Source organism: Actinomadura macra NBRC 14102, from assembly GCF_001552215.1.
In the GTDB taxonomy this organism is placed as follows: Bacteria; Actinomycetota; Actinomycetes; order Streptosporangiales; family Streptosporangiaceae; genus Spirillospora; species Spirillospora macra.
Genome location: NZ_BCQT01000025.1, coordinates 68,747 through 90,846 on the forward strand (window position 1 = coordinate 68,747; position 22,100 = coordinate 90,846).

The following is a 22,100-nucleotide window of genomic DNA, read 5'->3' on the forward strand; positions in this document are numbered from 1 at the left end:
GGCCGGCTTCGGGAGGGGATCACCGGCCGGGGTAGCGTCCAGCTGTCACGCCTCGGCGGGACGCGCGTCGGCGACGAGCGCGTTGAAGCAGGTCAGGAGCGTCCGAGCGTGAACGTTGACGTAGTGGCCGTGGCGGGCCATCTCGGCGAGCTGGCCGTGGGACGCCCATCGGAAGCCGAACGGGGGGACCAGCGGCGCCATCGCCTCGTCCGCCTCGACCACCAGGTACCGGCTCACCGCGTTCAGGAAGCGGCCGCCTTCCTCTGAGTGCAGTGCCGAGTAGCGGATCCGGTCCGGGGGCGCGGCGGACACCGCGTCCAGGAACAGCGGGTGTTCACCGGGTGGCAGGTGCGCGTAGTTGGCGGGCGTGCACTGGACGGTGGGTCCCAGCTCCACCGTGTCCAGGAAGCCGGGCTCGGGGCGGGCGCGGACGAGCACGTGCGGCACGCCTTCGATCTCGCGGGTCAGAAAGGCCACCACACCCTCGCCACGCGGCTCGAACAGCGGCTGCGTCCACTCCGACACCTCGCGGTTGCCCGCCTGCACCGCCACGGCCACGGCCCGGAAGTACCGCCCGTCCTCGTGGTCGATCGACGAGGCGCCCCGCGACCACCCCGACACCTCCGACAGCGGGACGCACTCGCTGCGAACGACGTGCGCCGAGCGCATGGCGGCCAGCCACGACAGCAGGTCGGTGTCGGAGTGCAGGGCGCGCGGCGTCCCGTCGGCGGGCAGGCCTGCCAGCACGGACCGGGAGTCCATGTTGACGAGGTTGTCGAACCGCATGAGCTCAGCGATCTGGCCGAGGGTCAGCCAGCGGAAGTCCTCGTGCGGCGCGACGTCGCCCGACACCTCGACGATCATGTTGCGGTTCCGCTTGCGGTAGAACCAGGAGCCGTGTTCGGACTGCAGGACGTCCGACAGCACACGACTGCCCTCCGTCCGCGTGAAGTGCTCCAGGTAACGGACGGCCGCGCCCCGGTGCACCCCGGTGTAGTTGCTGCGGGTGGCCTGGACGGTCGGGGACAGCTGGAGCAGGTTCGGATTGCCCGGCTCCATCTTCGCCTGCATGAGGAAGTGCAGCACCCCGCCGAACTCCCGGGCCAGGATGCCGAGGATGCCGACCTCCGGCTGACGGATGATCGGCTGGTGCCACTCGGCCGACATCGGATCCCCGGCGCGCGTGTGCAGCCCCTCGACGGCGAAGAAGCGGCCGCTGCGGTGCACCAGGTTCCCCGTGCCGTCCTCGAAGTACCAGCCGTCCAGGTCAGCGAAGGGGATGCGGTCCACCGCGAAGCGGGTCGCCGCGCGTCGCCGGGCGAACCAGGCGTGGAAGTCGGCGGTGGTTCCGGCGGTCCCGTCCCGGGCTCCGGCGGACCGGGTGATGCGGGCGGGCAGGGCGGCGTCGTCGCGCGGCCGCGTCAGGGTCGTCTCGCTGATCATCTGTGTGCTCCCGCGAACTCCACGATGGACGCGACGACGTAGTCGATCATCTCGTCGGTGAGGCCCGGATAGACCCCCACCCAGAACGTCTGATCGGTGATGACGTCGCTGTTGGTCAGGTCGCCCGAGATCCGGTGCGGCCGGTCGATGTAGGCGGGGTGCCGTGTCAGGTTCCCCGCGAACAGCCGCCGCGTGCCGATCCGGCGCGCCTCCAGGAACTCGATCAGCTCCGCCCGCCCGTACGGGGCGTCCGGGTCCACCGTCAGCACGAAACCGAACCAGCTCGGATCGCTGCGCGGCGTCGCCTCCGGCAGGATCAGCCCGGGAACGCCGTCGAGCCCTTCGCGCAGCCGGCGCCAGTTGCGCCGCCGCGTCGCACAGAACATGTCGAGCTTGGCCAGCTGGCTCAAGCCCAGGGCGGCCTGCAGATCGGTCGATTTCAGGTTGTAACCCACGTGGGAGAAGATGTACTTGTGGTCGTAGCCGGCGGGCAGCGTGCCCATCTGGTACCCGAACCGCTTGTGGCAGGCGCCGCTCTCGCCCGGCTCGCACCAGCAGTCCCGGCCCCAGTCCCGCATCGACTCCACGACCCGGGCGAGGACGAGGTTCGAGGTCAACACGCAGCCGCCCTCGCCGGTGGTCAGGTGGTGCGCCGGATAGAAGCTCACCGTCGTCAGATCACCGAAGGTCCCGGTCAGCTTCCCGTCGTAGGTGGAGCCCACCGCGTCGCAGTCGTCCTCGATCAGCAGCAGCTCATGCTCGTCGGCGAGCTCAGCGATCTCGGTGGCCTCGAACGGGTTGCCCAGCGTGTGCGCGATGATGATGGCCCGGGTTCGCGGGCCGATCGCCCGGGCGATGCGCTCGGGCGTGGTGTTGTAGGTGCGCAGGTCGACGTCCACGAACACCGGCACGAGCCCGTTCTGCAGGATCGGGTTCACGGTCGTCGGGAAGCCCGCCGCCACCGTGATCACCTCGTCGCCGGGCCGCAGCCGCCGGTCCTGCAGCAGCGGCGATGTCAGCGCCGAGACCGCCAGCAGGTTGGCCGACGACCCCGAGTTGGTCAGATGCGCCTTGCGCCGCTGGAGCCGCCGGGCGAACTCGCGCTCGAACCGGCGCGACAGCGCGCCCGCGGCGATCCGCATGTCCAGCGCCGCCTCGACCAGCGCCGCCCGGTCCTCCTCGTCCAGTACCGCGCCGGAAGGCCAGATCTCGGTCACGCCCGGCACGAAGCCGCCCGCGTCCTGGGTGTCCTGATGGTATTTGCGAACCTCGTCGAGGATGTGCTCGACCCGTCGGCTCATGATCGGTCCTTTCCGGGAGCCCGGATGGTCGGCTCGAGTCGTACGCCCGGCGCTCCGGTGGTCGAGGACTCGCCGGGCGGGAGCCCGGCGGCGGTGAGGAGGTCGCGCATCGACTCGGCCAGGCCGCGGCGCGGTGACCAGCGCAGCGTCCGGCGCGCCCGCTTGATGTCCAGGAGTTGCCACAGCGCGTCCGACCGCGTGTCGCGGGACGCCGCCTCCTCCACCACCCGCAGCGGGCGACCGCCGAGCGCGACCAGCAGATCGACGAGGGTCCGGACGGGTACGGCCACTCCCCCGCCGACGTTGACGATGGCTCCGGCGACCCGCTCCGGCGCGCTCGCGGCGGCGAGCACCGCATCGGCCACATCACGCACGTCCACGAGATCGCGGTGCGCGAGCAGCGGCGCCAGGCGCAACTCGTCACGCCCGGCGGTCAGATGTTCGGTCACGATCCCGGGAAGGCTGCTCCTTGGGGCGCCGGGCCCGCAGACGACCGAGACGCGCAACACCACTCCGTCGACCCCGCGCTCCTCGGCGGCCCGCACGACCGTCCGTGTTCCTTGCAGCTTCGTCCGCCCGTAGGGCGTCGTCGGGGCAGGCGGCCAGTCCTCGGGTATCGACGTGCCGAACGGGACCGGGCCGTACTCGTAGGCGCTGCCGAGGTGGATGAGGCGCGGACGCTCCGGCAGCCCGGTGACGACCTCGGTGAGCCTGTGCACCAAGCCGGCGTTCAGCGCGGCCATCTCCTGTTCGGTGCCGCTCCACACCGCCCCGGCCGCGTTCACCACCACCCGGGCGCCGGCGAGCACTCGTGCCAGCCCCGCCCGTCCGTCGCGGGACAGGTCCAGTGCCACCGCGCCCGGCGCCGTCCGCGACACGGGCGTCACCCGTGACCCGGCGGCCGTGAAGGCGGCGCATATGTGCCGTCCCAGGAAGCCCGAAGCGCCCAGCACCACGACCCGGCGGCCGGCCGGCGGCTCGGGCGTCACAGGCGGGCGTTCTTGTAGACGGCCTGCCAGAAATAGCTCCAGGGGCGGGCGCGCTCGTGCCCCGCGCATTCCCAACTCTCGCCGGGCCGGTAGGCGGCCAGGTACCTGGGCACCGCCGCCTCCAGGTCCTCGCCGTCGAACACGTCCAGCACCTGCCGGAGCGGGCCGGTCTCCATCGCCAGCCGCACCGCCTCGTCACCTTTGAAGTGCCCGTCCAGCGCCCGGTCCGAGAACTTCCCGAGCGGGTTCTTCGCATAGAAGGCGCGACAGCTTCCGTCGATCAGATCGAGGTAGCTGCGCACGGTCTCGGGAAGCATTTCGGTGAACGAATGGATATTGATGCACAGATCGAAGACGACCGGGTCCATGACGCCGATGTCGTCCACCGGGACGAACTCAATCTTGGCGTACTGCTCGGGCGTCAGGACCTCGCCCAGATAACGCTGGCTGAGCCGCAGCGTGTTGGGCAGGTCGATGATGCGGTAGCGGGAAAGGTCGTGGTTGGACAGCAGGGTGTGACAGGTGCGGCCATAACCGGCGCCGATCTCCAGTACCGCCGCCCCGGCCAGTGGGACACTCCGCTCGATGAAGTTCATCTCAAGGACGGCCTGAAGATAGTCCAGGCACACTGACTCGCCGTTGCTGCGCACCGTGAGGGGATCTCCCAGATCACGGTTCTGGATGCGCTTGATCTTGAGCCAGCTGTCCGCGTCCAGATCCGCGCAGAGCCCGAAGACCAAGGTCTTCAAGTACCGGACTCCGTTGGCGGTCGGGTCCCAGAACGAGATGTTGTAGTTGCGTCGGTCGGATTTGAAGTTCGTCAGATCGAGGGCCGCCTCCTCGGTCACCCAATTCTCCTGGATGCGCTCCCACTGCCGACTGGCCTGGAAATTTTGCGCCATCCCGTCTCCCTTTTTCACGGTACTGAAGGATCGATTAATGGGGTGGAGACTCGGCGCCCGCGCCGACCCTTGCACGCGCCGCCCGGATCATATAGATGCCGTTCTCGGCAGTCCGGTAAATCGTCCCAGGACCGACTAAAGTTGCACTAAATCGAGGGGGTCATACGGGTCGTCCTTGATTGGCCTGGGGGCGATCGGATTCAGGGGTATGCCTGGACCCGGACATCGCTTACTGTGACGCCGGAACCGGGTGGCCGTCCCACCCCCTACAGGAGCGAATCATGCGCGTTCTGTTCACGACCTTCCCTGGAAATACGCACTTCTTCAACAGCGTTCCGCTGGCGTGGGCGCTGGTACTGGCCGGCCACGAGGTGCGGGTGGCGAGCGCCCCCGAACTGACGGAGACCATCACCCGGTCGGGGCTGAGCGCGGTGCCCGTCGGCTCGGCGGAGACACTGCAGCAGAAGACGCTCCGGGTGATGCGGGAGCGCGGCTTCTCCTCGATCGGGCAATGGATGGGCCTGGAGAACCCGGGCGACCTCCACCTGGCCGAGGACCGGGGCGACGAGCTCACCTGGGAGGACCTCCGGCGGGTGCATCAGGCGGTGCTGGTGCCGGCGGCCAGGATCGCCAACGATTCGATGATCGACGACCTGGTGGCGTACAGCCGATGGTGGAGACCGGACCTGGTCCTGTGGGACGCGGTCAGCTATGCCGGATCCGTCGCCGCGACGGCGGCGGGGGCCGCGCACGCCCGGATCCTCTACTCCCACGACACCGATGCCAGGATGCGGAAGAGCTACCTGCGGCTGAAGGCTCAGCAGCCGCCGGACGAGCGCACGGATCCCATGGCCGAGTGGCTCGGTGAACGGATCGGTGACCAGGGTGGCGAGTTCTCCGAGGACCTGGTGAACGGGCATTTCACCATCGATCAGCTCCCGGAATCGTTCCGGCTGGACACCGGGTTGCGCCATCTCTCCTTGCGGTACGTGCCCTACAACGGGCCGGCGGTGGTTCCGCAATGGCTCTGGGACGACCCGCCGAGACCGCGCGTGCTCCTGACGTTCGGCGTATCCTCACGGGACTGGACGCATATGCAGGTCATGCCCGTCGATCGCATGGGAAAGGTCCTCGCCGCCCTGGCCGATCTCGACGTCGAGCTGGTGGTGACCCTGCCGGACCGCCTTCGGGCCGAACTCGGCGACGTCCCGTCCAACACCCGGATCGTGGACTTCGTCCCTCTCCAGGCCGCCGTCCAGTCGTGCGCGGCGGTGGTCCATCACGGCGGCGCCGGGAGCTTCAACGTCCCCTTGCTGTACGGCGTTCCGCAGATCCTGGTCAGCAAGGTCCCCGACTCCCTGCTGAAGGCTCGGCGACTGCGGGAGACCGGAGCGGGGTTGTGGATCGATCCGGACACGATCACCGGGGAGCAGATCCGGGACGCCGTCTCGCGCGTGCTGGTGGAGCCCTCGTTCCAGGCGGGAGCCCAGGCGATCAGGCAGGAGATCCTCGCCCAGCCGTCGCCGCATGACACCGTTCCGGAACTGGAGCGGCTGGCCGCCGAATACCGAAGATGAAGGCCCGGCCCGCCGATCGAGCAGACCATCTGATCATCAGTGATCTCATTCACCACCCCGAGGAGAGCGACTGTGTCACATCAGGCGTCCATGAAGAAGATCGTTCTGCTGTGCACGATACCGATCACCTTCGCGGCCTTGTCCGCGGTCCCCGCGCGAGCCCAGTCATCCGTCTGCCGCACCGTGCGGGTTCCGGTGACGATCGGGGGGCGGATCCAGCACATCACCGGGTCCCTGTGTGTGCCCGCCCGGTTCTCCGGCGGCGTCCGCCGCGTGGACCTTCTCGTGCACGGCGGCACCTACGGCTCCGCCTACTGGGACTGGCCCGTGAATCCCGGCAGATACTCCTACGTCAGCAAGACGCTCCGGGCCGGGCGGGCCGGCTTCACCTTTGAACGTCCCGGGACGGTGGCCGCGGGCGCATTGCCGCCGAGCGCCTCGCTCACCGCGGCCGACGGCGCCGACCGCCTCCACCAACTCATCCAGTGGCTGCGCCGCGCGGGCTACCGCGAGGTGACCCTGATCGGGCACTCCCTCGGATCGATGATGTCGCTCACAGAGACCGCCGCCTACAACGACGCCGACCGTCTCGTCCTGACCGGGCTGCTGCATCACGTGGGCGACGCGGGCCCGCTCCCGCTGCACCCGGCCCCGGCCGATCCCGCGTTCGCCGGCGTGGTGACCGATCCCGGGTACTACACCACCGTGCCCGGAACCCGCGGTACATCGATGTACGACCCGGCCACCGCCGACGCCGGGGTGGTCGCCTACGACGAGGCCCACAAGGACGTGATGTCGGGCAACGAGTCCGTCGAGTTCGGCACCCGTGTCATCGTGCCGGCCGGACAGAACGAGAGCAACCGGGTCACGATCCCCGTCCTGCTCGCGATCGGGCAGCAGGACCGCAACTTCTGCGGCGGGACGAGCGACTGCTCCACCGCCCAGGCGGTCGAGGAGGCCGAGGCGCCGTTCTTCACCTCGGCGGCGAGTCTGACGGCACAGGTGGTGCCGGGCACCGGCCACTCCCTTCCGCTGCACCCGTCCGCTGATGCCTCCTTCGCCGGCATCAACCAGTGGATCAACGTTCACTGACCGGTGCCACCGGCTACGGCACCGGTGACCCGACCGCCTCGGCGAGCCCGAGCAGGTCGCCCGCGACCCGGTCGGGCGCCTCCGCGTGCAGGTAGTGATCGCCGCCGGGGTACCAGCTCACCGTGGCTCGGGGCATCGCCTGCCGCGCGGCCTCCACCCAGTCCCGCAGCCGCCGCGTCCAGTCCGACTCCACCGAGGGGATGGCCGGCAGCAGCACGACCGGGACGGAGATCGACCTGTGCCAGCGCGCCGGCGGTTCGTCCCGTAGGGACCACACGATCGACATGAACTGCGCCTCGGTGAGCCGCGGCACGAGCGAGCCGTCCGGCCCGACCCGCAGGTCGGACAGGTGGGCCTCGACCGCCGCCGGGGACCAGGTCGGGTGGACGCCCCTCAGGTAGGCCCGCATGTCCGCCGTGGTGAGGGCCGTATGCGAGGCGCGGGCTCCCACCATGGCGCGCTCGGCGTGATGCCAGTGCTGCGCGGAGCCGACGGTCTCGACGGTATCCACCCACCCGCCGTCGACCAGGGCCAGTCCCGCGACCAGCCGCGGGTGCTCCGCGGCCAGCCGCAGACAGACATGCCCGCCCCACGAATGCCCGGCCACCAGTGCCCCGGTGAGGCCGAGGGCAGCGCCGGCATCGGCCAGGTCCGATGCCATGGTCGGGGTGTCGTACCCGCTCTCCGGTGCGTCCGACCCTCCATGGGCGCGCAGGTCGACCGCGTACACCGGATGTCCTTCGGCCGCGAGCCGGGCGGCCACCTCGTCCCATAGCCGGGCGTTGGACAACAGCCCGTGCACGAGCAAGAACGGACGGAGTCCCGCACCCGGCCAATGCCGGGCACGCAGCCTCACCTCGCCGCTCACCGGGACGTACAGATCCTCGGGGGGAGCCAGTTCCATCTGTGTCGTAGTCCCGTCTCAGCCGGTGCGGCCCGTGTTCGGCCGCGTCCTGGGGCGCTCGGCGGTGATGAGGGCGTATCCCAGCTGCGGCAGCCGGGCGATGCTCTCCTGGGTGGAGACCATCAGCTCGTATCCCTTGGTCCCGAGCACCTCGACATAGTGGTCGCGCTCCGCGCGCATCCAGTCGGCGAAGCAGAGGCTGGAACGCGAGGTCTCCGCGGTGACATCCCGCACTTCCAGGGGGATGAGACCGGCCTCCTCCAGAAGGCCCGCGTACTGGGCGAACCCGGTGAGCGCGCCGTACAGACCGCTCTCGCCCCCGCGTCCCGGCTGCACCATGCTCCTGAAGAACATGTCGGAGATGGCGAGGCGGCTTCCCGGCCGCAGGACGCGAACGATCTCCGCGAGGACCCGCGACTTGTCGGGCATGTGAAGCATGGACTCAAGCGCCCAGGCGCCGTCGAAGGACTCGTCGGGATGGGGAATGTCCATCGCCGAGGCCAGCTCGAACCGTGCCCGCTCGCCCAACCCCGCCGACCGCGCGCGCTCGTTGGCCCGCTCGACCTGCCGTTCGCTGACCGTGATCCCGACCACCCGGACCTCACGCTCGCGTGCCAGCCGCAACGCGGGGGTGCCGTTGCCGCACCCCACGTCGAGGATGGTGGCACCCGGCAGCGGATCCAGCCGCCGGATCATCTGGGTGGTCATCTGCTCCATGGCTTCCTCGAACGAGCTCTGATCCTCCTCACCCGTCCAGAAGCCGTAGTGCATGTTGCCGTCCCCGAGCTTTTTCATGGCGTCGAAGATGTCGTGGTCGTAGTAGTCGCCGACCGCTCGTGCCTGGGAAGATTCGGTGGTGGTCACTGTCCGGCCCCTTTCGCTTCCACGCCAAAAGCTTCCTGCCCGGGCCGAAGCCCACAACCCCTGACGTCATCGGGCGCCCCCTATCACTCCGGGGCGAGCGCTCAGATCGTCACCGGCAGCGACAGGAGTTTCCACATCCCGGCACTGCGGGCCCGCGTGAGCCCCTCGGGATCGACGGCGAGCGCGAGGTCGGGGAACCGGCGCAGCAGCGCCCCGAAGGCCACCTCGGCCTCCAGGCGGCCGAGCGCCGCGCCCAGGCAGTAGTGCAGGCCGTGCCCGAAGCCGAGATGAGGTTCGTTGCGTGCCGGCTCCCGCGTGATGTCGAGCCGTTCCGGGTCCTCGAAGGCCCGCGGGTCGCGGTTGGCGCCGGCGAGGATCACCATGACGCCCTCGCCCTTGGGCACCCGCGTGCCGCCGATCTCGACGTCCTCGGTCGCGTACCGGTGCGGCGCCGTCACTGCCGGCCCGCACCAGCGGACCAGTTCGTTGACGGCGCGGGGCATGAGCGCCGGATCCCGCCGGAGCAGATCGAGCTGGTCGGGATGGGTGAGCAGGGCGACGACGCCGTTCGCGATCAGGCTGGCGGTGGTCTCGTGCCCGGCGATGACCAGCGTCAGGATCAGCCAGACCAGTTCGGTGTCGCTGATCCGCTCGCCGTCCGCGTCCTGGGCGTGGACCAGGTCGGTGATCAGGTCGTCGGCGGGCTCGGCCCGGCGCCGCTCGATCAGGCGGCGGGTGTCCTGCAACCCCGACTCCAGGCGCGGGCGGCGCGTCACCTTCCCGAACTCGCCTCCCCCGATCGTCCACTCCCAGATGGTCGCGAGGAACCGTGGGCGATCCTCGTCCGGGATACCGATCAGTTCGTAGATCACGGTGAGCGGCATGGGATTGGCGAAGTGCGCGAACAGGTCGACGACCCCGTCGGCGGCGGCGACCTCGGCGAGGCGGTCCAGGTGCCGTTCGGTGATCTGCTCGATCCGCGGCCGCCACCCGGCGACCCTGCGCACCGTGAAGGACTGCCCCGTCAGCCTGCGCAGCCGCAGATGATCGGCCCCGTCCGCGGCGGCCATGCTCGCCCGGGGGTACTTGAGAAGCTCCGGCGGGATGCCGCGGCCGAGTTGCAGTTGCTCCATCCGGTCCCGTTTCCCCGCCATCCCGGGAATGCTCGCGAGGTTCACGACGAACCGTGGGTCACCCAGGACGAGCTTCACGTCGTCGTAGCGGGTGACGATCCAGAAGGGTTCCACGTCCGGCAGTTCGGCACGGAACAGGGGGCCCTCCTCGCGAAGCCTGGAGTAGAAGGCGAACGGGTCCCTGACCGCCTCCTCGTCCGCCAGGTTGACTACGCCCGTCGCCTCTGGCTCTGCCGTGGCCATCGATGCTCCTCTGTAGGGATTCCGCGTCTCTCACGCTGGGACACTCCGGCCTTCTCGCGGCACCCCTTAGGCACCCCTGAACCTTGTGGATCACCGTCGTCCGGACGGATTAGGGGTGACCGGGCCGGCGCGGCGCTGACTACGCTCCGTCCGGTACGGCGGCCTACGGGCGGCGCCGCCGACGACGGGGCCGCCGAGGAAGGGCGATGAGGCGATGACACTGCCGTCCACCGACACCGAGGCGTGGATCCGCACCTACCATCAGGGGCCGGACGGTCGGCTCCGGCTGCTGTGCTTTCCGCATGCCGGCGGTTCGGCGAGCTTCTTCTTCCCGGTCTCCGCGCAGCTGGCGCCGGATGTGGACGTCCGCGCGGTGCAGTACCCGGGCCGGCAGGACCGCCGGGCGGAGCCGAACATCGACAATGTCCCCGATCTCGCGGACGCCATCCGGGACGCGGTGCTCCCCCTTGCCGAAGGCCCGCTGGCGTTCTTCGGGCACTCCATGGGCGCGGTCCTCGCCTACGAGGTCGCGCTGCGGCTGGAGGAGGCCGGCGCCCCGCCGCTGGCCCGGCTGTTCGTCTCCGGCCGGCGGGCGCCGTCCCGGCACCGGGAGACAACGGTGCATCAGCGGGACGACCGGGGCGTCGTGGAGGAGCTGCGGCACCTCAGCGGCACGCGGTCCGACCTGCTCTCCGACCCGGAGACCCTGGAGATGATCCTGCCGGCGGTGCGGAACGACTACCGCGCGATCGAGACCTACCGCCCGGCGCCTGGCCGGACGCTGACCTGCCCGATCGCCGCGTACGTCGGCGACAGCGATCCGCAGGTGACGATCGACGAGGCCGGCGCCTGGGCCGGGCACACCTCGGGTGCGTTCGAGCTGCGGGTGTTCCGCGGGGGCCATTTCTACCTGACCGACCACGCCGGGGACGTCGTCCGCGTGCTCTCCGACGACCTGGCCGGCCTCCCGGGGCGCTGAGTTCGCGCGCCCCGGGAGGCCGGCGGAGCGACTCGCCTAGGCCGGCAGGTCGCGGCGGCGGAATCCGACCAGGCCGACGCCGCCGACCACGATCGCGGCGGCGACCAGCAGCGCCAGCGGCGCGGCCGACACCGAATCGCCGGGTAGCCGGGGAACGTGGGTGAACGGCGAGATGTCGAGCAGCGCCTGGCTGAGCTGCAGGACGGCACCGACCTGCCCGAGCAGCACGCAGGCGCCGAGGGCGATCCAGCTCCCCGTCGTCAGGCGCGGCGCCAACCCGAACAGTGCCACCGCGACCGCGGCCAGCACCCAGACCGCGGGAAGCTGGACCGCCGCCGCGCCCAGCATGCGCGGCAACTGCTCGCCCACCTCCCCGGCGGCCAGGCCGTAGGACAGTCCCATGCTCACGCCCGCGACCAGCAGGATCGCTGCCGGTCCCAGCAGCGCGAACACGAGATGGGCGCCCGCCCAGCGCAGCCGGCCGACGCCGGTCGCAAGGATCAGTTCGGCCTTGAGACCGTTCTCCTCGGCCCGCAGCTTCAGGGCCGCCTGGATCGCATACGCCGCGGCGGCCATGCCGAGCAGGCCCATCATGGAGGCCAGCCAGGTGTCGGCGAGATCGCCCCCGCCGCCCGCTCGCGCCAGCGCGTCGCGAAGCTGGGTGTTGTCCTTCAGGGAGTCCTCGACGGTCTTGCCGAAGCTTCCGTAGATGGCACCGAACACCGCGAACCCGATCGCCCAGGTCGTGAGTATCCCTCGGTGCAGGCGCCAGGCGAGGGCGAGAGGCGAGTGCAGGGACGGCGCGGCGGCGGCGGGCCCGGGACGCTCGGACAGCATGCCCTCGCCCAGGTCGCGCCGTCCCGACAGCGCCATGGCCCCCGCGGTGACGGCCGCGGTGACGGCGAGGTGGATGACCAGAACCCACCAGCGGTCGCCGGCGAAGGGACGAACCTGGTTGGCCCAGCCCAGCGGGGACAGCCACGACACCCAGGACCAGCCGGCGTCGTTCTCCGCGCTGACATCGCCGATGCCGCGCAGGAGGAAGGCCACCACGAGGACGCCCAGCGCGACGCCCCGCGCCCGCAGTGCGCTGTTGGTGAGCTGCGCGGCCACTCCGGCCACCGCGGCGAACACGAGGCCCACGGAGGCGAACTGCGCCCCGACACCCCACGCGCCGGCGCCGGGAACGCCCTGTCCGGCGGTGCCCAGCCCCGTGAACACCCAGACGGCGAGGTTGACCCCGAATGCGACGACCAGCGCCGCCGCGAGGCCGGCCTGCCGGCCGACCACGGTCGAGCCGACCAGCTCGCGGCGGCCGCCCTCCTCCTCGACCCGGGTGTGCCGGATGACCAGGAGCACGGCGGCGATGGCGATGAAGATCGGGACGCCGCCGGCCCGCCAGGCGACGAGCTCGCCGAGGCTGGAGCCGTAGAGGCGGCCGTAGAGCATCATGATCGCCGAGTTGCCGTGCATGTCGGCGGCGAACGTCGCGCGCTCGGCGGCCGTCGGATACAGGTCGTCCAGGCTGCTCACGAAGCTCACCGGGAACAGGACGAAGATCAGCCACAGCGGGAGCAGCCACCGATCCCGCCGCAGGATGAGGCGCGTCAGCTTGAGGGTGCCCGTCAGGTCGTTCATCGTGACGCCTCCGCGGAGTCACGGGAGACGGAGGTCCCCGCCGCGGCGCCGGGCGACCCGTAGTGCTGCAGGAACACCTCCTCCAGCGTGGGCGGCTGGCTGATCAGGGAGCGGACGCCCGCGGAGGTGAGGTGGCCGAGCACCGTGTTGAGGTGATCGCTGTCGACCGCGAGGTGCACGTGGCCGTCGGTGGTCCGCACGTCGTGCACCCCGGCCAGGCCGTCGAGCCCTCGCGGAGGGCTCGCGAGATCGGCGTCGATGGAGATGCGGGTCAGGTGGCGCAGCTCGGCCAGGCTGCCGGTCTCGACCGTCCGGCCCTCCCGGATGATGGTGAGCCGGTCGCACAGCGCCTCGACCTCGGAGAGGATGTGGCTGGACAGCAGCACGGTCCGCCCCTCCTCCCGGATCTCCTGGACGACCTGGCGGAAGACCTCCTCCATCAGGGGGTCCAGACCGGAGGTGGGCTCGTCCAGCACCAGCAACTCCACGTCGGAGGAGAGCGCGGCGATGAGGGCCACCTTCTGGCGGTTGCCCTTGGAGTAGGTCCGGCACTTCTTTCGCGGGTTGAGGTCGAACCTCTCCAGCAGCGCGTCCCGACGCGGCTGGTTCAGCCCGCCGCGTAGCCGGGCCAGCAGATCGATCACCTCGCCGCCGCTGAGGTTCGGCCACAGCGTGACGTCGCCGGGCACGTACGCCAGCCTGCGATGCAGCGCCGTGGCGTCCGTCCAGGGGTTGCCGCCGAGCAGGGTGGCCTTGCCCCCGTCGGCGTGCATCAGGCCGAGCAGGACACGAATGGTGGTCGTCTTGCCGGCGCCGTTCGGCCCTAGGAACCCGTGCACCTCGCCTGTGCGCACCGTCAGGTCCAGCCCGTCCAGCGCGCGCGCCTGTCCGAATGTCTTGACCAGCGCCTCGACACGAATCGCCTCGGTCATTGCTGTGCTCCTTCTGCCACGGAGCCCTGTTCCGCAGCGGTATGGGGGGGTTGTGCTCGAACCTGGTCGAACGCCTTCCCGATGTCGACGGTGAGATCGGGGCCGATCAGGGGGTTGGCGAGCAACTCGACCATCCCCTGCCGGATCCGCGCTCCCGCCTCCGCGCTGGAGCCCGCGGCCCCCAGCGCCTGCGCCACCTGGTCCCACATCACCAACACACCGATCTTCGAGCCGACGACCACGGCCGCGAGGGCCCGCACGTCGGTGCACTGGTCCGGGCGGTGCTCGGTGAGCCACCGCTCGGCGAGGTCGACGAGGTAGCTGAAGATCGACGTCGCCGTCGGCGAACTGTCGATCATCGCCCGTCCCAGATAGCGATGGAGCAGGTGCATCGACTCCAGGGCCGCCCGCAGGTCCGGATCGGTCATCCGGCCCTGCGTCGCGGCCTCGCCGATGCGTACGAGCCGTTCCACGGCATAGGAATCGCACGCGTCGCGCAAGCCGTCCTTCGACCCGAAGTGGTGCCGGATCAGACCCGACGACACCCCGGCCGCCTTGGCGATGTCCCGGACGGACACTCTGTCGATGCCCTTGTCGGCGAACAGCTGCAGCGCCGCGTTCCTGATCCGCGCTCGCGCGGTCAGGTCCTCGGCGGTCGGCTCATCCATACGGGTGACACCCTCCTCTGTGCTGCACGCCCGTGTAGCAGGCTACCCAGGTGAGTAGGAAGCTACACCTACGGATAGGAGAGGACAACGCGCCTCGGCCGGGGGCGACGAAATAGGGGCACAGGTAGGGGGTGGGCGGGGCTTGCCGGCTTGAACGGGGGCGGGAGATTCTCCAGAAGTGATGAAGAATCAGCGCTCGACCGTGAACACGACCGAGGCTCCCGAGTCCGATGTGGTCGGCGACTACTATGACCACTCGATTTTCGATCTCATGAACGACTTCGGGGACGGAAATCTGCACTACGGCTACTGGCACGGCGACGGCGACACCAGTTCTTTCGAAGCCGCCATGGACGAGATGACCGCCCAGATGATCCGGCGGCTGAATCCGGCCCCCGGCACGCGCATTCTCGACGTGGGATGCGGTAACGGAACGCCCGGCGTCCGGCTCGCACGCGACCGCCGCGTCCAGGTCGTCGGCGTCAGCGTCAGCCGCCGGCAGGTCGAGCGCGGCAACGAGCGCGCCGCCCAGGCGGGGCTGGCCGACCGGGCTCGGTTCGAGAAGGCCAGCGCCATGGACCTGCCCTTCACCACGGGGTCCTTCGACGGTTGCTGGGCCCTGGAGTCCATGCTCCATATGCCGGACAAGGCGCAGGTGCTGGCGGAGATCGCACGGCTGGTACGGCCCGGCGGGCGGCTGGCGATCGCCGACATGATCTACCGCGAGCCGCCCGACCGGCAGGTCGCCCCTCCGTCGGTGGACTACGCCACGGTGTACGCCTCGTTGAGCACCTTCGCCGAGTACGCGGACCTCCTCGACAAGGCCGGGTTCATCCCGCTGGAGATGACCGACGTCACCGACGAGACCCTGCGCAGCAACGACTGCTACGTCGAGTGGATGCACGCCCACCGCAACGAATATGTCGACATCATCGGCACGAGTGGATTTGACCTGCTCATCAAGAACCAGGAGAGTTTCTCCGAGCAGAAAGGAATCGGCTACATCTTGCTCACCGCGCAGCGACGATAAGGTGGGGCCGCAAATCTCCAGGCCATCCCGTTCGCGCCCGCCTTACCTTTGCCCGCAAGGCATCAGTGCTGCGCTGACCCCATTTCACACACATTCCACAGCGACCGGGTGCAGACCCGCGGCGGCGAGGTGACCCGTGGAGAACGAAGAGAAACTGGTCGAGTACCTGAAATGGACCACTGCCGAACTCCATGAGGCCAGACGACGGCTGGCCGAGGCCGAGTCGATGGCGCGCGAGCCCATCGCCGTGGTGGCGACGGCCTGCCGGCTTCCGGGCGGTGTCCGTTCCCAGGAACAGCTGTGGGACCTGGTCGTCCAGCGGCGGGACGCGATCTCCGGCTTCCCGTCCGACCGGTCGTGGGACCGGGATCTCGCCCGGATCCCCGGCGGCGAGAGGGAAGGCGGCGTGGGGGAAGGCGGCGAGGAGCGGCGCACGTTCGCCCGCCTCGGCGGCTTCATCGACGACGCGGCCGGCTTCGACGCGGACTTCTTCGGCATCGGCCCGGACGAGGCGCCGGCGATCGAACCCCTCCAGCGGATCCTGCTGCACCTCGTCTGGGAGGCTGTCGAGCGCGCCGGGGTGGACCCGCGCTCGCTGCGCGGCAGCCCCACCGGGGTGTACATGGGCACCACCGCGCATGACTACGCCTCCCGGCTGGACCGGGTGCCCGAGGAACTGTTCCCCTATCTGGCCAACGGCACGTCCGGCAGCCTCGTCTCGGGCCGGGTGGCGTACACCCTCGGCCTGGAGGGCCCGGCGGTGTCGGTCGACACCGCGTGTTCGTCTTCCCTGGTCGCGATGCACCTGGCCTGCCACGCCCTGCGGCAGGGGGAGTGCACGCTGGCCCTCGCGGGCGGCGGGACGGTGCTGGCGACACCGAACGTGTTCGTCTCGTTCGCCCGGCAGGGCGGGCTGGCGCCGGACGGGCGGTGCAAGTCGTTCGCGGCTTCCGCCGACGGCATGGGCCTGGCGGAAGGTGTCGCTCTCGTCCTGCTGGAGCGCCTTTCGGACGCGCGGCGCAACGGGCACCCGGTGCTGGCGGTCATCCGGGGATCGGCGGTCAACCAGGACGGCGCCACCTACGGCCTGGCCGCCCCGAACGGTCCTTCCCAGCAGGAGGCGATCCGGCGGGCGCTGGCGGCCGCGGGCATGTCCCCCGCCGACGTCGACGTGGTCGAGGCTCACGGCACCGGCACCCCCATCGGTGACGCCATCGAGGCCCAGGCCCTGCTGTCGGCCTACGGTCGGCACCGGCCCGCGGACCGGCCGCTGTGGCTGGGGTCGGTCAAGTCGAACACCGGGCACACGCAGGGCGCCTCGGGCGCGGCGGGCGTGATCAAGATGGTGATGGCGATGCGGCACGGGACGCTGCCGGCCACGCTGCACGTCGACCGGCCGACGCCGCTCGCGGACTGGAGGTCTGGGGCCGTACGACTGCTGACCGAGCCGGTGGAGTGGCCCCGGGGCGAGCATCCGCGCAGGGCGGGGGTGTCCTCGTTCGGCGCGTCCGGCACGAACGCACATCTGATCTTGGAGGAGCCTCCCGAACCGGTGCCGCCGGACATCGCGGAGGCTCCCGATCCGGGCGGAGCGGTGGCGTGGGTGGTGTCGGCGCGCGGCCCGGAGGCGCTGCGGGCCCAGGCAGCGGCGCTGGCCGATGCCGTGGTGGCGTCCGGGTCGCAGGCGCGCGCCGCCGATGTGGCCTGGTCGCTGGCGGCGACACGGTCGGTGTTCGAGCATCGCGCGGTGGTGGTGGGCGAGGATCGCGATTCGCTGGTGGCGGGGACCCGGGCGCTCGCGGCCGGACGTCCGCATACTGGGGTCTTCCACCCCGCCTCGCCTCTGGTCGCCACGGGCAGAACGGTGTGGCTGTTCGGCAACCACGACGGCCTGGCCTCGGGTACGGGAAGAGAGCTGTACGACCGTTTCCCCGTTTTCAGGAACGCTTTCGACGAGGTGTACGCGCTACTGGAGCCCCACCTGAGCCACCCGTTCAAGGGCATGGCGCGCTCCGGCGCCGACGAGGCGGCGGGGCACGCCGCCGACCAGCGCGCGCTGTCGTTCGCGTCGCAGGTGGCGCTCGCCCGGGTCCTGGAGGCCCTCGGGGTACGGCCCGACGTCGTGGCCGGGCACGCGTCCGGAGAGGTCGCCGCCGCATTCGTCGCGGGGGTGCTCGACCTCGCGGACGCGGCCCGCCTCGTCACCGGCGGGCCGGGTTCCGCCGGCGACCTCGACCTACGGCCGCCGCGCATCCCCATGATCAGCACCCTCACCGGCGAACCGGACGATGAGAACGTCGCGACCCCCGGTTACTGGGACGAGCATCCGCACCCTCCCCCGCAGCTCAAGGCCATCGAGGACGGCGACCGGTTCCTGTGGCTCGGACACGATCGTGCCCTGGCCGAAGCGCTGGCCACGGCCTTGCCCGGCCTTGCCGCCCCTCGGGTGAGGTCCGTCCTCGGCGATGAGCATTCCGAAGCTCGGGCCCTGTTGCACGTCCTCGCTGATCTCCACGTCGCCGGTGCAGCCGTCGCCTGGACCGCGCTGTTCGACGGCGGCCCGCCCTCCCAGGCCGTCCCGCTCCCCACCTACGCCTTCCAGAGCAGGCCCTACTGGCTGCATGAGACCGGCGACGAGACGCCGGACGACATTCTGTTCTGGGACGCCGTCGAGCGCGAGGACCCGGCCGCCCTGGCGAAGATCCTCGACGCACCGGCGGACCTGCACCCGACAGTGGCCGCGCTGCTCCCCGCGCTGGCGGGATGGCGGCGGGAGCGTCGCCTCCGGCCGGCTCCGGCGGACACGGTCTCTACTCCCCAGCCCCTGAACGAACCGTAGAAGCGAAAGAAGCGAAAGAAGCGAAAGAAGCGAAAGAAGCGAAAGAAGCGAAAGAAGCGAAAGAAGCGAAAAGGTGCCCGTGTTCCTCCGGCGGAGGGACACGGGCACCTTGGTGCGGCTGCTACGGGTACGTGTAGAACCCGCGACCGGCCTTCTTGCCCAGTAGCCCGCCATCGACCATGCGCAGCAGCAGCGGCGGCGGCGAATACTGCGGCTCCTTGAACTCCTCGTAGAGGGCTCGGGCGACCGCGGCGATCGTGTCCAGGCCGATGAGGTCGGCCAGCTTGAGCGGACCCAGCGGGTGCGAGCAGCCCAGCACCATCCCCCGGTCGACCACCTCCGCTGCGGCGAAGCCCGACTCCACCATCCTGATCGCCCCGAGCAGATACGGGATCAGCAGGGCGTTCACCACGAAACCGGCCCGGTCCGGCGAGCCGATGACCTGCTTGCCGAGCGTCCCGGTGACGAAGGCCTCGGTTCGGGCCCGGGTCTCCTCGCCGGTCAGCAGCGATCCGATCAGCTCGGCCAGCGGCAGTACGGGCACCGGGCTGAAGAAGTGCACCCCCACCACCTGCTGGGGACGGGTGGTGGCACGCGCCAGCCTGATGATCGGGATCGAGGAGGTGTTGGAGGCGAAGATGGCCTCGGGGTCCGTGACGATCTTGTCGATGAGGGCGAACAGATCCGTCTTCGTCGGCTCGTGCTCGGGCACCGCCTCGAAGACCAGTTGCCGGTCGACCAGCTCGTCCAGATCGGCGGTGAAGATCACACGCTCGACCACGGCGTCTCTCTCGGCCTCGGTGAGGCGGCCCTTGCGCAGCCCATGATCGAGCGATTTGCGGAGCCGCCGCCGGCCCGGCTCCACCGAGTCCGGGCCCGAGGCGACGACCACCGTGTCCAGGCCGGCGCGGGCGCACACCTCGGCGATACCGGAGCCCATCACGCCGCTGCCGACGATCCCGACGCGGTCGATCCCGCCCATCACGCCGCCTCGCCCGCGTCCGCGTGCGCGTCCGCCGACCAGCGCAGCAGGCAGGCGCCGACCGACATGCCGCCGCCGAACCCGGCCAGCAGCACCAGTTCCCCGTCGCGCAGCCGGCCGGCGCGGGCGGCGTCGTCCAGTGCCACCGGCACCGAGGCGCTGCCGATGTTGCCGTACTTCTCCAATGTGCGATGCGTCTGCGCGCCGCTGAGCCCGCACTGGTCGACCAACTGCGACAGCAGGACCCCGTTCGCCTGGTGGGGCACCAGGTGGTCGACCTGGTCCAGGGTGAAGCCCGAGCGGTCCACCAGCACCTTCAGGGCGGGCGGGACCTTCTCCATGACGAAGTCGCGGACGCCCCGGCCGTCCATCCGGAAGAAGTGCCCGCCGGACTCCACCGTCTCGTGCGAGGTGGGCACCCGGCTACCGCCCGCCTCGACCCTGATGAGCCGGTTCGCGTAGCCGTGGGAGGTCAAGTCGAAACCGAGAAAACCGTACGGCGCGGGAACCGGGCCCACCACGGCGGCGCCGGCGCCGTCGCCGAGCAGCACCGCCGTACGGCGGTCGTCGAAGTCCAGGATGCGCGAGTACACGTCCGCCGCCACCACCAGCGCACACGCGCCCGGATCGAGCGCGATCAGGCTCCGGGCGAGCGCCAGCCCGTACACGAACCCGCTGCACACCACGTTGATGTCGAAGCACGCCGCGCCGTCGGCGCCAAGCCGTTCCTGCACCAGGTACGAGGTGGGCGGCTGCGGGGAGTCGCCGGTGGAGGTGGAGACGATGAGGTAGCCGATCCGGTCGGCCGGAACGCCGCTCCTCGCCAGCGCGTCCCGGGCCGCCCCGGCGGCGAGGTCGGAGGTCGCCTCGTCCGGTGCCGCGTAGCGCCGGTACGAAATCTGGGTCTTGCGTTCGATCCATTCCGGGTCGATGCCCACCCGGCGCGCCACCTCCTCGCTGGGGACCACTCGTTCGGGAAGACAGGATCCGGTCGCCAGAATCCCGGTGGATGAATCGGCCATCGGTCACAACCTCTCAAAGAACCCTTCCCGTCAATCCTCACCAAAAGAAACAGCACAGCAACCCCTATGTCGCGCATTTTTCTGCCCCTGGGGGCGACACCAGCCATTAGGGGTGGCCAGTACAGTTCCCTCTCACTACAATTCCGAACCGAAATACGATTCTTTTCGGCTGTCCGACAACGGCGGAAAGGTGGCCATGGACGTGCTATCGGAAGCGGTCGTGGCGGGTGCTCCCCCGGCGGACCTGGAGCGCGCGCAGCTCCCGGACGACTACACCGCGGTGCACATCAGGGCCGAGGACGTCGGCATGTTCACCGGCGTGGCCGACAAGGACGTGCGCAAGTCGCTGCGGGTGGGGCGCGTGCCGATGCCCGAACTCGCGCCCGACGAGGTGCTGGTGGCGGTGATGGCCAGCGCGATCAACTACAACACGGTGTGGTCGGCGATGTTCGAGCCCGTTCCCACCTTCCGTTTCCTGGAGCACTACGCCCGGCAGGGCGGGTGGGCCACCCGGCACGACCGCCCCTACCAGGTCGTGGGATCCGACGGCGCGGGTGTCATCGTGCGGATCGGGTCCGGGGTGCGGCGCTGGCGGGTCGGAGATCACGTGGTGATCAGCCCCGCCCACGTCGACGATCAGGAGCCCTCCTCCCATGCGGACGCCATGCTCGGGACAGAGCAGCGAGCCTGGGGGTTCGAGACCAACTTCGGTGGCCTCGCCCACTACACGGTGGTGCGCGCCAGCCAGCTCATTCCCAAGCCCGCCCACCTCACCTGGGAGGAGGCCGCCTGCAACACGTTGTGCGCGGGCACCGCCTACCGCATGCTCGTGAGCGACCGCGGCGCCCGGATCAAGCAGGGCGACGTCGTGTTGATCTGGGGGGCCGCGGGCGGGCTCGGCTCCTACGCCATCCAGTTCGTCCGCAACGGCGGCGGCATCGCGGTCGGCGTCGTCGGGTCCGAGGAGAAGGCGCGGGCCGTCCGCGCGCTCGGCTGCGACCTGGTGATCAACCGTACGGAGATCGGGCTCACCGACGGCCTGGACACCGACCCCGACCACGTCATCGAGGTCGGCAAGCGTCTCGGCCGCATCGTGCGCGCCGAGGTCGGCGAGGACCCGCACGTGGTCTTCGAGCACGTGGGTCAGGCGACGTTCGGGGTGTCGGTGTTCGTGGTACGGCGCGGCGGAACGGTGGTGACCTGCGGTTCCAGCACGGGCTACCTCCACCAGTTCGACAACCGTTATCTGTGGATGAAGCTGAAGCGCGTCATCGGCAGCCACGTCGCGAACCTGCAGGAGCAGTGGGAGTGCAACCGGCTCATCGGGATGGGCCGCGTCATGCCGGCGATGTCGGCGCTGTACCCGCTGGACGAGGCTCCCGAGGCCGCAAGGCTCGTCCAGCGCAACCGGCACATCGGCAAGGTCGGGGTGTTGTGCCTCGCGCCCGAGCCGGGGCTCGGCGTCACCGACCGGGACCTTCGCGCCCGCATCGGGGAGGAGCGCCTGAACCCGCTGCTCCCCTTCGGCCCGGGCACGACGCTCGACGGAGACGCCTGACCGG

General features: G+C 70.3%; 18 protein-coding genes. 6 read left to right on the plus strand and 12 right to left on the minus strand.

The annotated features are described in order from the left end of the window. Positions 1-45: 45 nt before the first annotated feature. The 4 genes from AMA02S_RS34940 to AMA02S_RS34955 are packed head-to-tail and all read right to left on the minus strand — an operon-like array spanning position 46 to position 4,635. Positions 46-1,443: an NDP-hexose 2,3-dehydratase family protein gene (locus AMA02S_RS34940; RefSeq protein WP_157431036.1), complete on the minus strand. Its 1,398-nt coding sequence runs from the start codon at positions 1,441-1,443 to the stop codon at positions 46-48. Next, entirely contained in the window at positions 1,440-2,744 is a 1,305-nt protein-coding gene (gene rfbH, locus AMA02S_RS34945) for a lipopolysaccharide biosynthesis protein RfbH (protein ID WP_067467616.1), read from the minus strand. The genes AMA02S_RS34940 and rfbH overlap by 4 nt, the downstream gene beginning before the upstream one ends. Next, positions 2,741-3,733, minus strand: coding sequence for an NAD-dependent epimerase/dehydratase family protein (locus tag AMA02S_RS34950; RefSeq protein WP_245667964.1), 993 nt, complete (start codon positions 3,731-3,733; stop codon positions 2,741-2,743). The genes rfbH and AMA02S_RS34950 overlap by 4 nt, the downstream gene beginning before the upstream one ends. Further along, positions 3,730-4,635 (minus strand): putative sugar O-methyltransferase, encoded by a 906-nt coding sequence (locus AMA02S_RS34955; protein WP_067467619.1) that lies wholly within the window; start codon positions 4,633-4,635, stop codon positions 3,730-3,732. Before AMA02S_RS34955 ends, AMA02S_RS34950 begins: the two co-directional genes overlap by 4 nt. A 281-nt stretch (positions 4,636-4,916) precedes the next feature. On the opposite strand from AMA02S_RS34955, the gene AMA02S_RS34960 reads away from it, so the two are divergent. Together AMA02S_RS34960 and AMA02S_RS34965 are read left to right on the plus strand one after the other, a co-directional pair. Next, positions 4,917-6,212, plus strand: coding sequence for an activator-dependent family glycosyltransferase (locus tag AMA02S_RS34960; RefSeq protein ID WP_067467622.1), 1,296 nt, complete (start codon positions 4,917-4,919; stop codon positions 6,210-6,212). Positions 6,213-6,284: 72 nt separating this feature from the next. Continuing rightward, entirely contained in the window at positions 6,285-7,304 is a 1,020-nt protein-coding gene (locus AMA02S_RS34965; protein ID WP_157431037.1) for an alpha/beta fold hydrolase, read from the plus strand. A 13-nt stretch (positions 7,305-7,317) separates the two neighbouring features. On the opposite strand, the gene AMA02S_RS34970 is transcribed toward AMA02S_RS34965, so the two are convergent. The 3 genes from AMA02S_RS34970 to AMA02S_RS34980 all read right to left on the minus strand — a co-directional run bounded on the left by AMA02S_RS34970 (position 7,318) and on the right by AMA02S_RS34980 (position 10,448). Then, positions 7,318-8,208: an alpha/beta fold hydrolase gene (locus AMA02S_RS34970; protein WP_067467627.1), complete on the minus strand. Its 891-nt coding sequence runs from the start codon at positions 8,206-8,208 to the stop codon at positions 7,318-7,320. Positions 8,209-8,226: 18 nt separating this feature from the next. Next, positions 8,227-9,072, minus strand: a complete 846-nt coding sequence (locus AMA02S_RS34975) for an SAM-dependent methyltransferase (protein ID WP_169806952.1) — start codon at positions 9,070-9,072, stop codon at positions 8,227-8,229. 101 nt (positions 9,073-9,173) lie between these two features. Beyond that, positions 9,174-10,448, minus strand: coding sequence for a cytochrome P450 family protein (locus AMA02S_RS34980; protein WP_067467630.1), 1,275 nt, complete (start codon positions 10,446-10,448; stop codon positions 9,174-9,176). A 214-nt stretch (positions 10,449-10,662) separates the two neighbouring features. Here AMA02S_RS34980 and AMA02S_RS34985 point away from each other — a divergent pair, with 214 nt between their 5' ends. Then, positions 10,663-11,427 (plus strand): thioesterase II family protein, encoded by a 765-nt coding sequence (locus AMA02S_RS34985; protein ID WP_067467633.1) that lies wholly within the window; start codon positions 10,663-10,665, stop codon positions 11,425-11,427. Between the two features lie 36 nt (positions 11,428-11,463). Here AMA02S_RS34985 and AMA02S_RS34990 read toward each other — a convergent pair whose 3' ends face one another. The 3 genes from AMA02S_RS34990 to AMA02S_RS35000 are packed head-to-tail and all read right to left on the minus strand — an operon-like array spanning position 11,464 to position 14,665. Further along, positions 11,464-13,065, minus strand: a complete 1,602-nt coding sequence (locus tag AMA02S_RS34990) for an ABC transporter permease (RefSeq protein WP_084265933.1) — start codon at positions 13,063-13,065, stop codon at positions 11,464-11,466. Further along, complete coding sequence (locus AMA02S_RS34995) at positions 13,062-13,997, minus strand: ABC transporter ATP-binding protein (RefSeq protein WP_067467636.1); 936 nt, start codon at positions 13,995-13,997, stop codon at positions 13,062-13,064. The genes AMA02S_RS34990 and AMA02S_RS34995 overlap by 4 nt, the downstream gene beginning before the upstream one ends. Continuing rightward, positions 13,994-14,665 carry a TetR/AcrR family transcriptional regulator gene (locus AMA02S_RS35000; RefSeq protein WP_067467639.1) on the minus strand — a complete coding sequence of 224 codons (672 nt, stop codon included), beginning with the start codon at positions 14,663-14,665 and terminating at the stop codon, positions 13,994-13,996. Before AMA02S_RS35000 ends, AMA02S_RS34995 begins: the two co-directional genes overlap by 4 nt. 181 nt (positions 14,666-14,846) lie before the next feature. On the opposite strand from AMA02S_RS35000, the gene AMA02S_RS35005 reads away from it, so the two are divergent. Further along, positions 14,847-15,695, plus strand: a complete 849-nt coding sequence (locus AMA02S_RS35005) for an SAM-dependent methyltransferase (RefSeq protein ID WP_084265934.1) — start codon at positions 14,847-14,849, stop codon at positions 15,693-15,695. Positions 15,696-15,831: 136 nt separating this feature from the next. Next, positions 15,832-18,534, plus strand: coding sequence for a type I polyketide synthase (locus AMA02S_RS35010; protein WP_067467642.1), 2,703 nt, complete (start codon positions 15,832-15,834; stop codon positions 18,532-18,534). A gap of 121 nt (positions 18,535-18,655) precedes the next feature. On the opposite strand, the gene AMA02S_RS35015 is transcribed toward AMA02S_RS35010, so the two are convergent. Continuing rightward, the gene (locus tag AMA02S_RS35015; protein WP_067467645.1) at positions 18,656-19,516 is read right to left on the minus strand and encodes a 3-hydroxybutyryl-CoA dehydrogenase; all 861 of its coding nucleotides are present in this window, start codon (positions 19,514-19,516) and stop codon (positions 18,656-18,658) included. Then, a complete protein-coding gene (locus tag AMA02S_RS35020; RefSeq protein WP_067467649.1) occupies positions 19,516-20,538 on the minus strand; it encodes a 3-oxoacyl-ACP synthase III family protein in 1,023 nt (340 codons plus the stop codon). Before AMA02S_RS35020 ends, AMA02S_RS35015 begins: the two co-directional genes overlap by 1 nt. Positions 20,539-20,734: 196 nt before the next feature. On the opposite strand from AMA02S_RS35020, the gene ccrA reads away from it, so the two are divergent. Next, on the plus strand, positions 20,735-22,096 hold the full coding sequence (gene ccrA, locus AMA02S_RS35025) for a crotonyl-CoA carboxylase/reductase (RefSeq protein ID WP_067467652.1): 1,362 nt from the start codon (positions 20,735-20,737) through the stop codon (positions 22,094-22,096). Positions 22,097-22,100: the final 4 nt, after the last annotated feature.

Coding starts and splice junctions, on each gene's coding strand:
- AMA02S_RS34960 (WP_067467622.1), top strand. CDS start 4,917: ATGCGCGTTCTGTTCACGACCTTCCCTGGAAATACGCACTTCTTCAAC.
- AMA02S_RS35000 (WP_067467639.1), bottom strand. CDS start 14,665: ATGGATGAGCCGACCGCCGAGGACCTGACCGCGCGAGCGCGGATCAGG.
- AMA02S_RS35020 (WP_067467649.1), bottom strand. CDS start 20,538: ATGGCCGATTCATCCACCGGGATTCTGGCGACCGGATCCTGTCTTCCC.
- AMA02S_RS34985 (WP_067467633.1), top strand. CDS start 10,663: ATGACACTGCCGTCCACCGACACCGAGGCGTGGATCCGCACCTACCAT.
- AMA02S_RS34940 (WP_157431036.1), bottom strand. CDS start 1,443: ATGATCAGCGAGACGACCCTGACGCGGCCGCGCGACGACGCCGCCCTG.
- rfbH (WP_067467616.1), bottom strand. CDS start 2,744: ATGAGCCGACGGGTCGAGCACATCCTCGACGAGGTTCGCAAATACCAT.
- AMA02S_RS34990 (WP_084265933.1), bottom strand. CDS start 13,065: ATGAACGACCTGACGGGCACCCTCAAGCTGACGCGCCTCATCCTGCGG.
- AMA02S_RS34980 (WP_067467630.1), bottom strand. CDS start 10,448: ATGGCCACGGCAGAGCCAGAGGCGACGGGCGTAGTCAACCTGGCGGAC.
- AMA02S_RS34955 (WP_067467619.1), bottom strand. CDS start 4,635: ATGGCGCAAAATTTCCAGGCCAGTCGGCAGTGGGAGCGCATCCAGGAG.
- AMA02S_RS34995 (WP_067467636.1), bottom strand. CDS start 13,997: ATGACCGAGGCGATTCGTGTCGAGGCGCTGGTCAAGACATTCGGACAG.
- AMA02S_RS34970 (WP_067467627.1), bottom strand. CDS start 8,208: ATGGAACTGGCTCCCCCCGAGGATCTGTACGTCCCGGTGAGCGGCGAG.
- AMA02S_RS35005 (WP_084265934.1), top strand. CDS start 14,847: ATGAAGAATCAGCGCTCGACCGTGAACACGACCGAGGCTCCCGAGTCC.
- AMA02S_RS35015 (WP_067467645.1), bottom strand. CDS start 19,516: ATGGGCGGGATCGACCGCGTCGGGATCGTCGGCAGCGGCGTGATGGGC.
- ccrA (WP_067467652.1), top strand. CDS start 20,735: ATGGACGTGCTATCGGAAGCGGTCGTGGCGGGTGCTCCCCCGGCGGAC.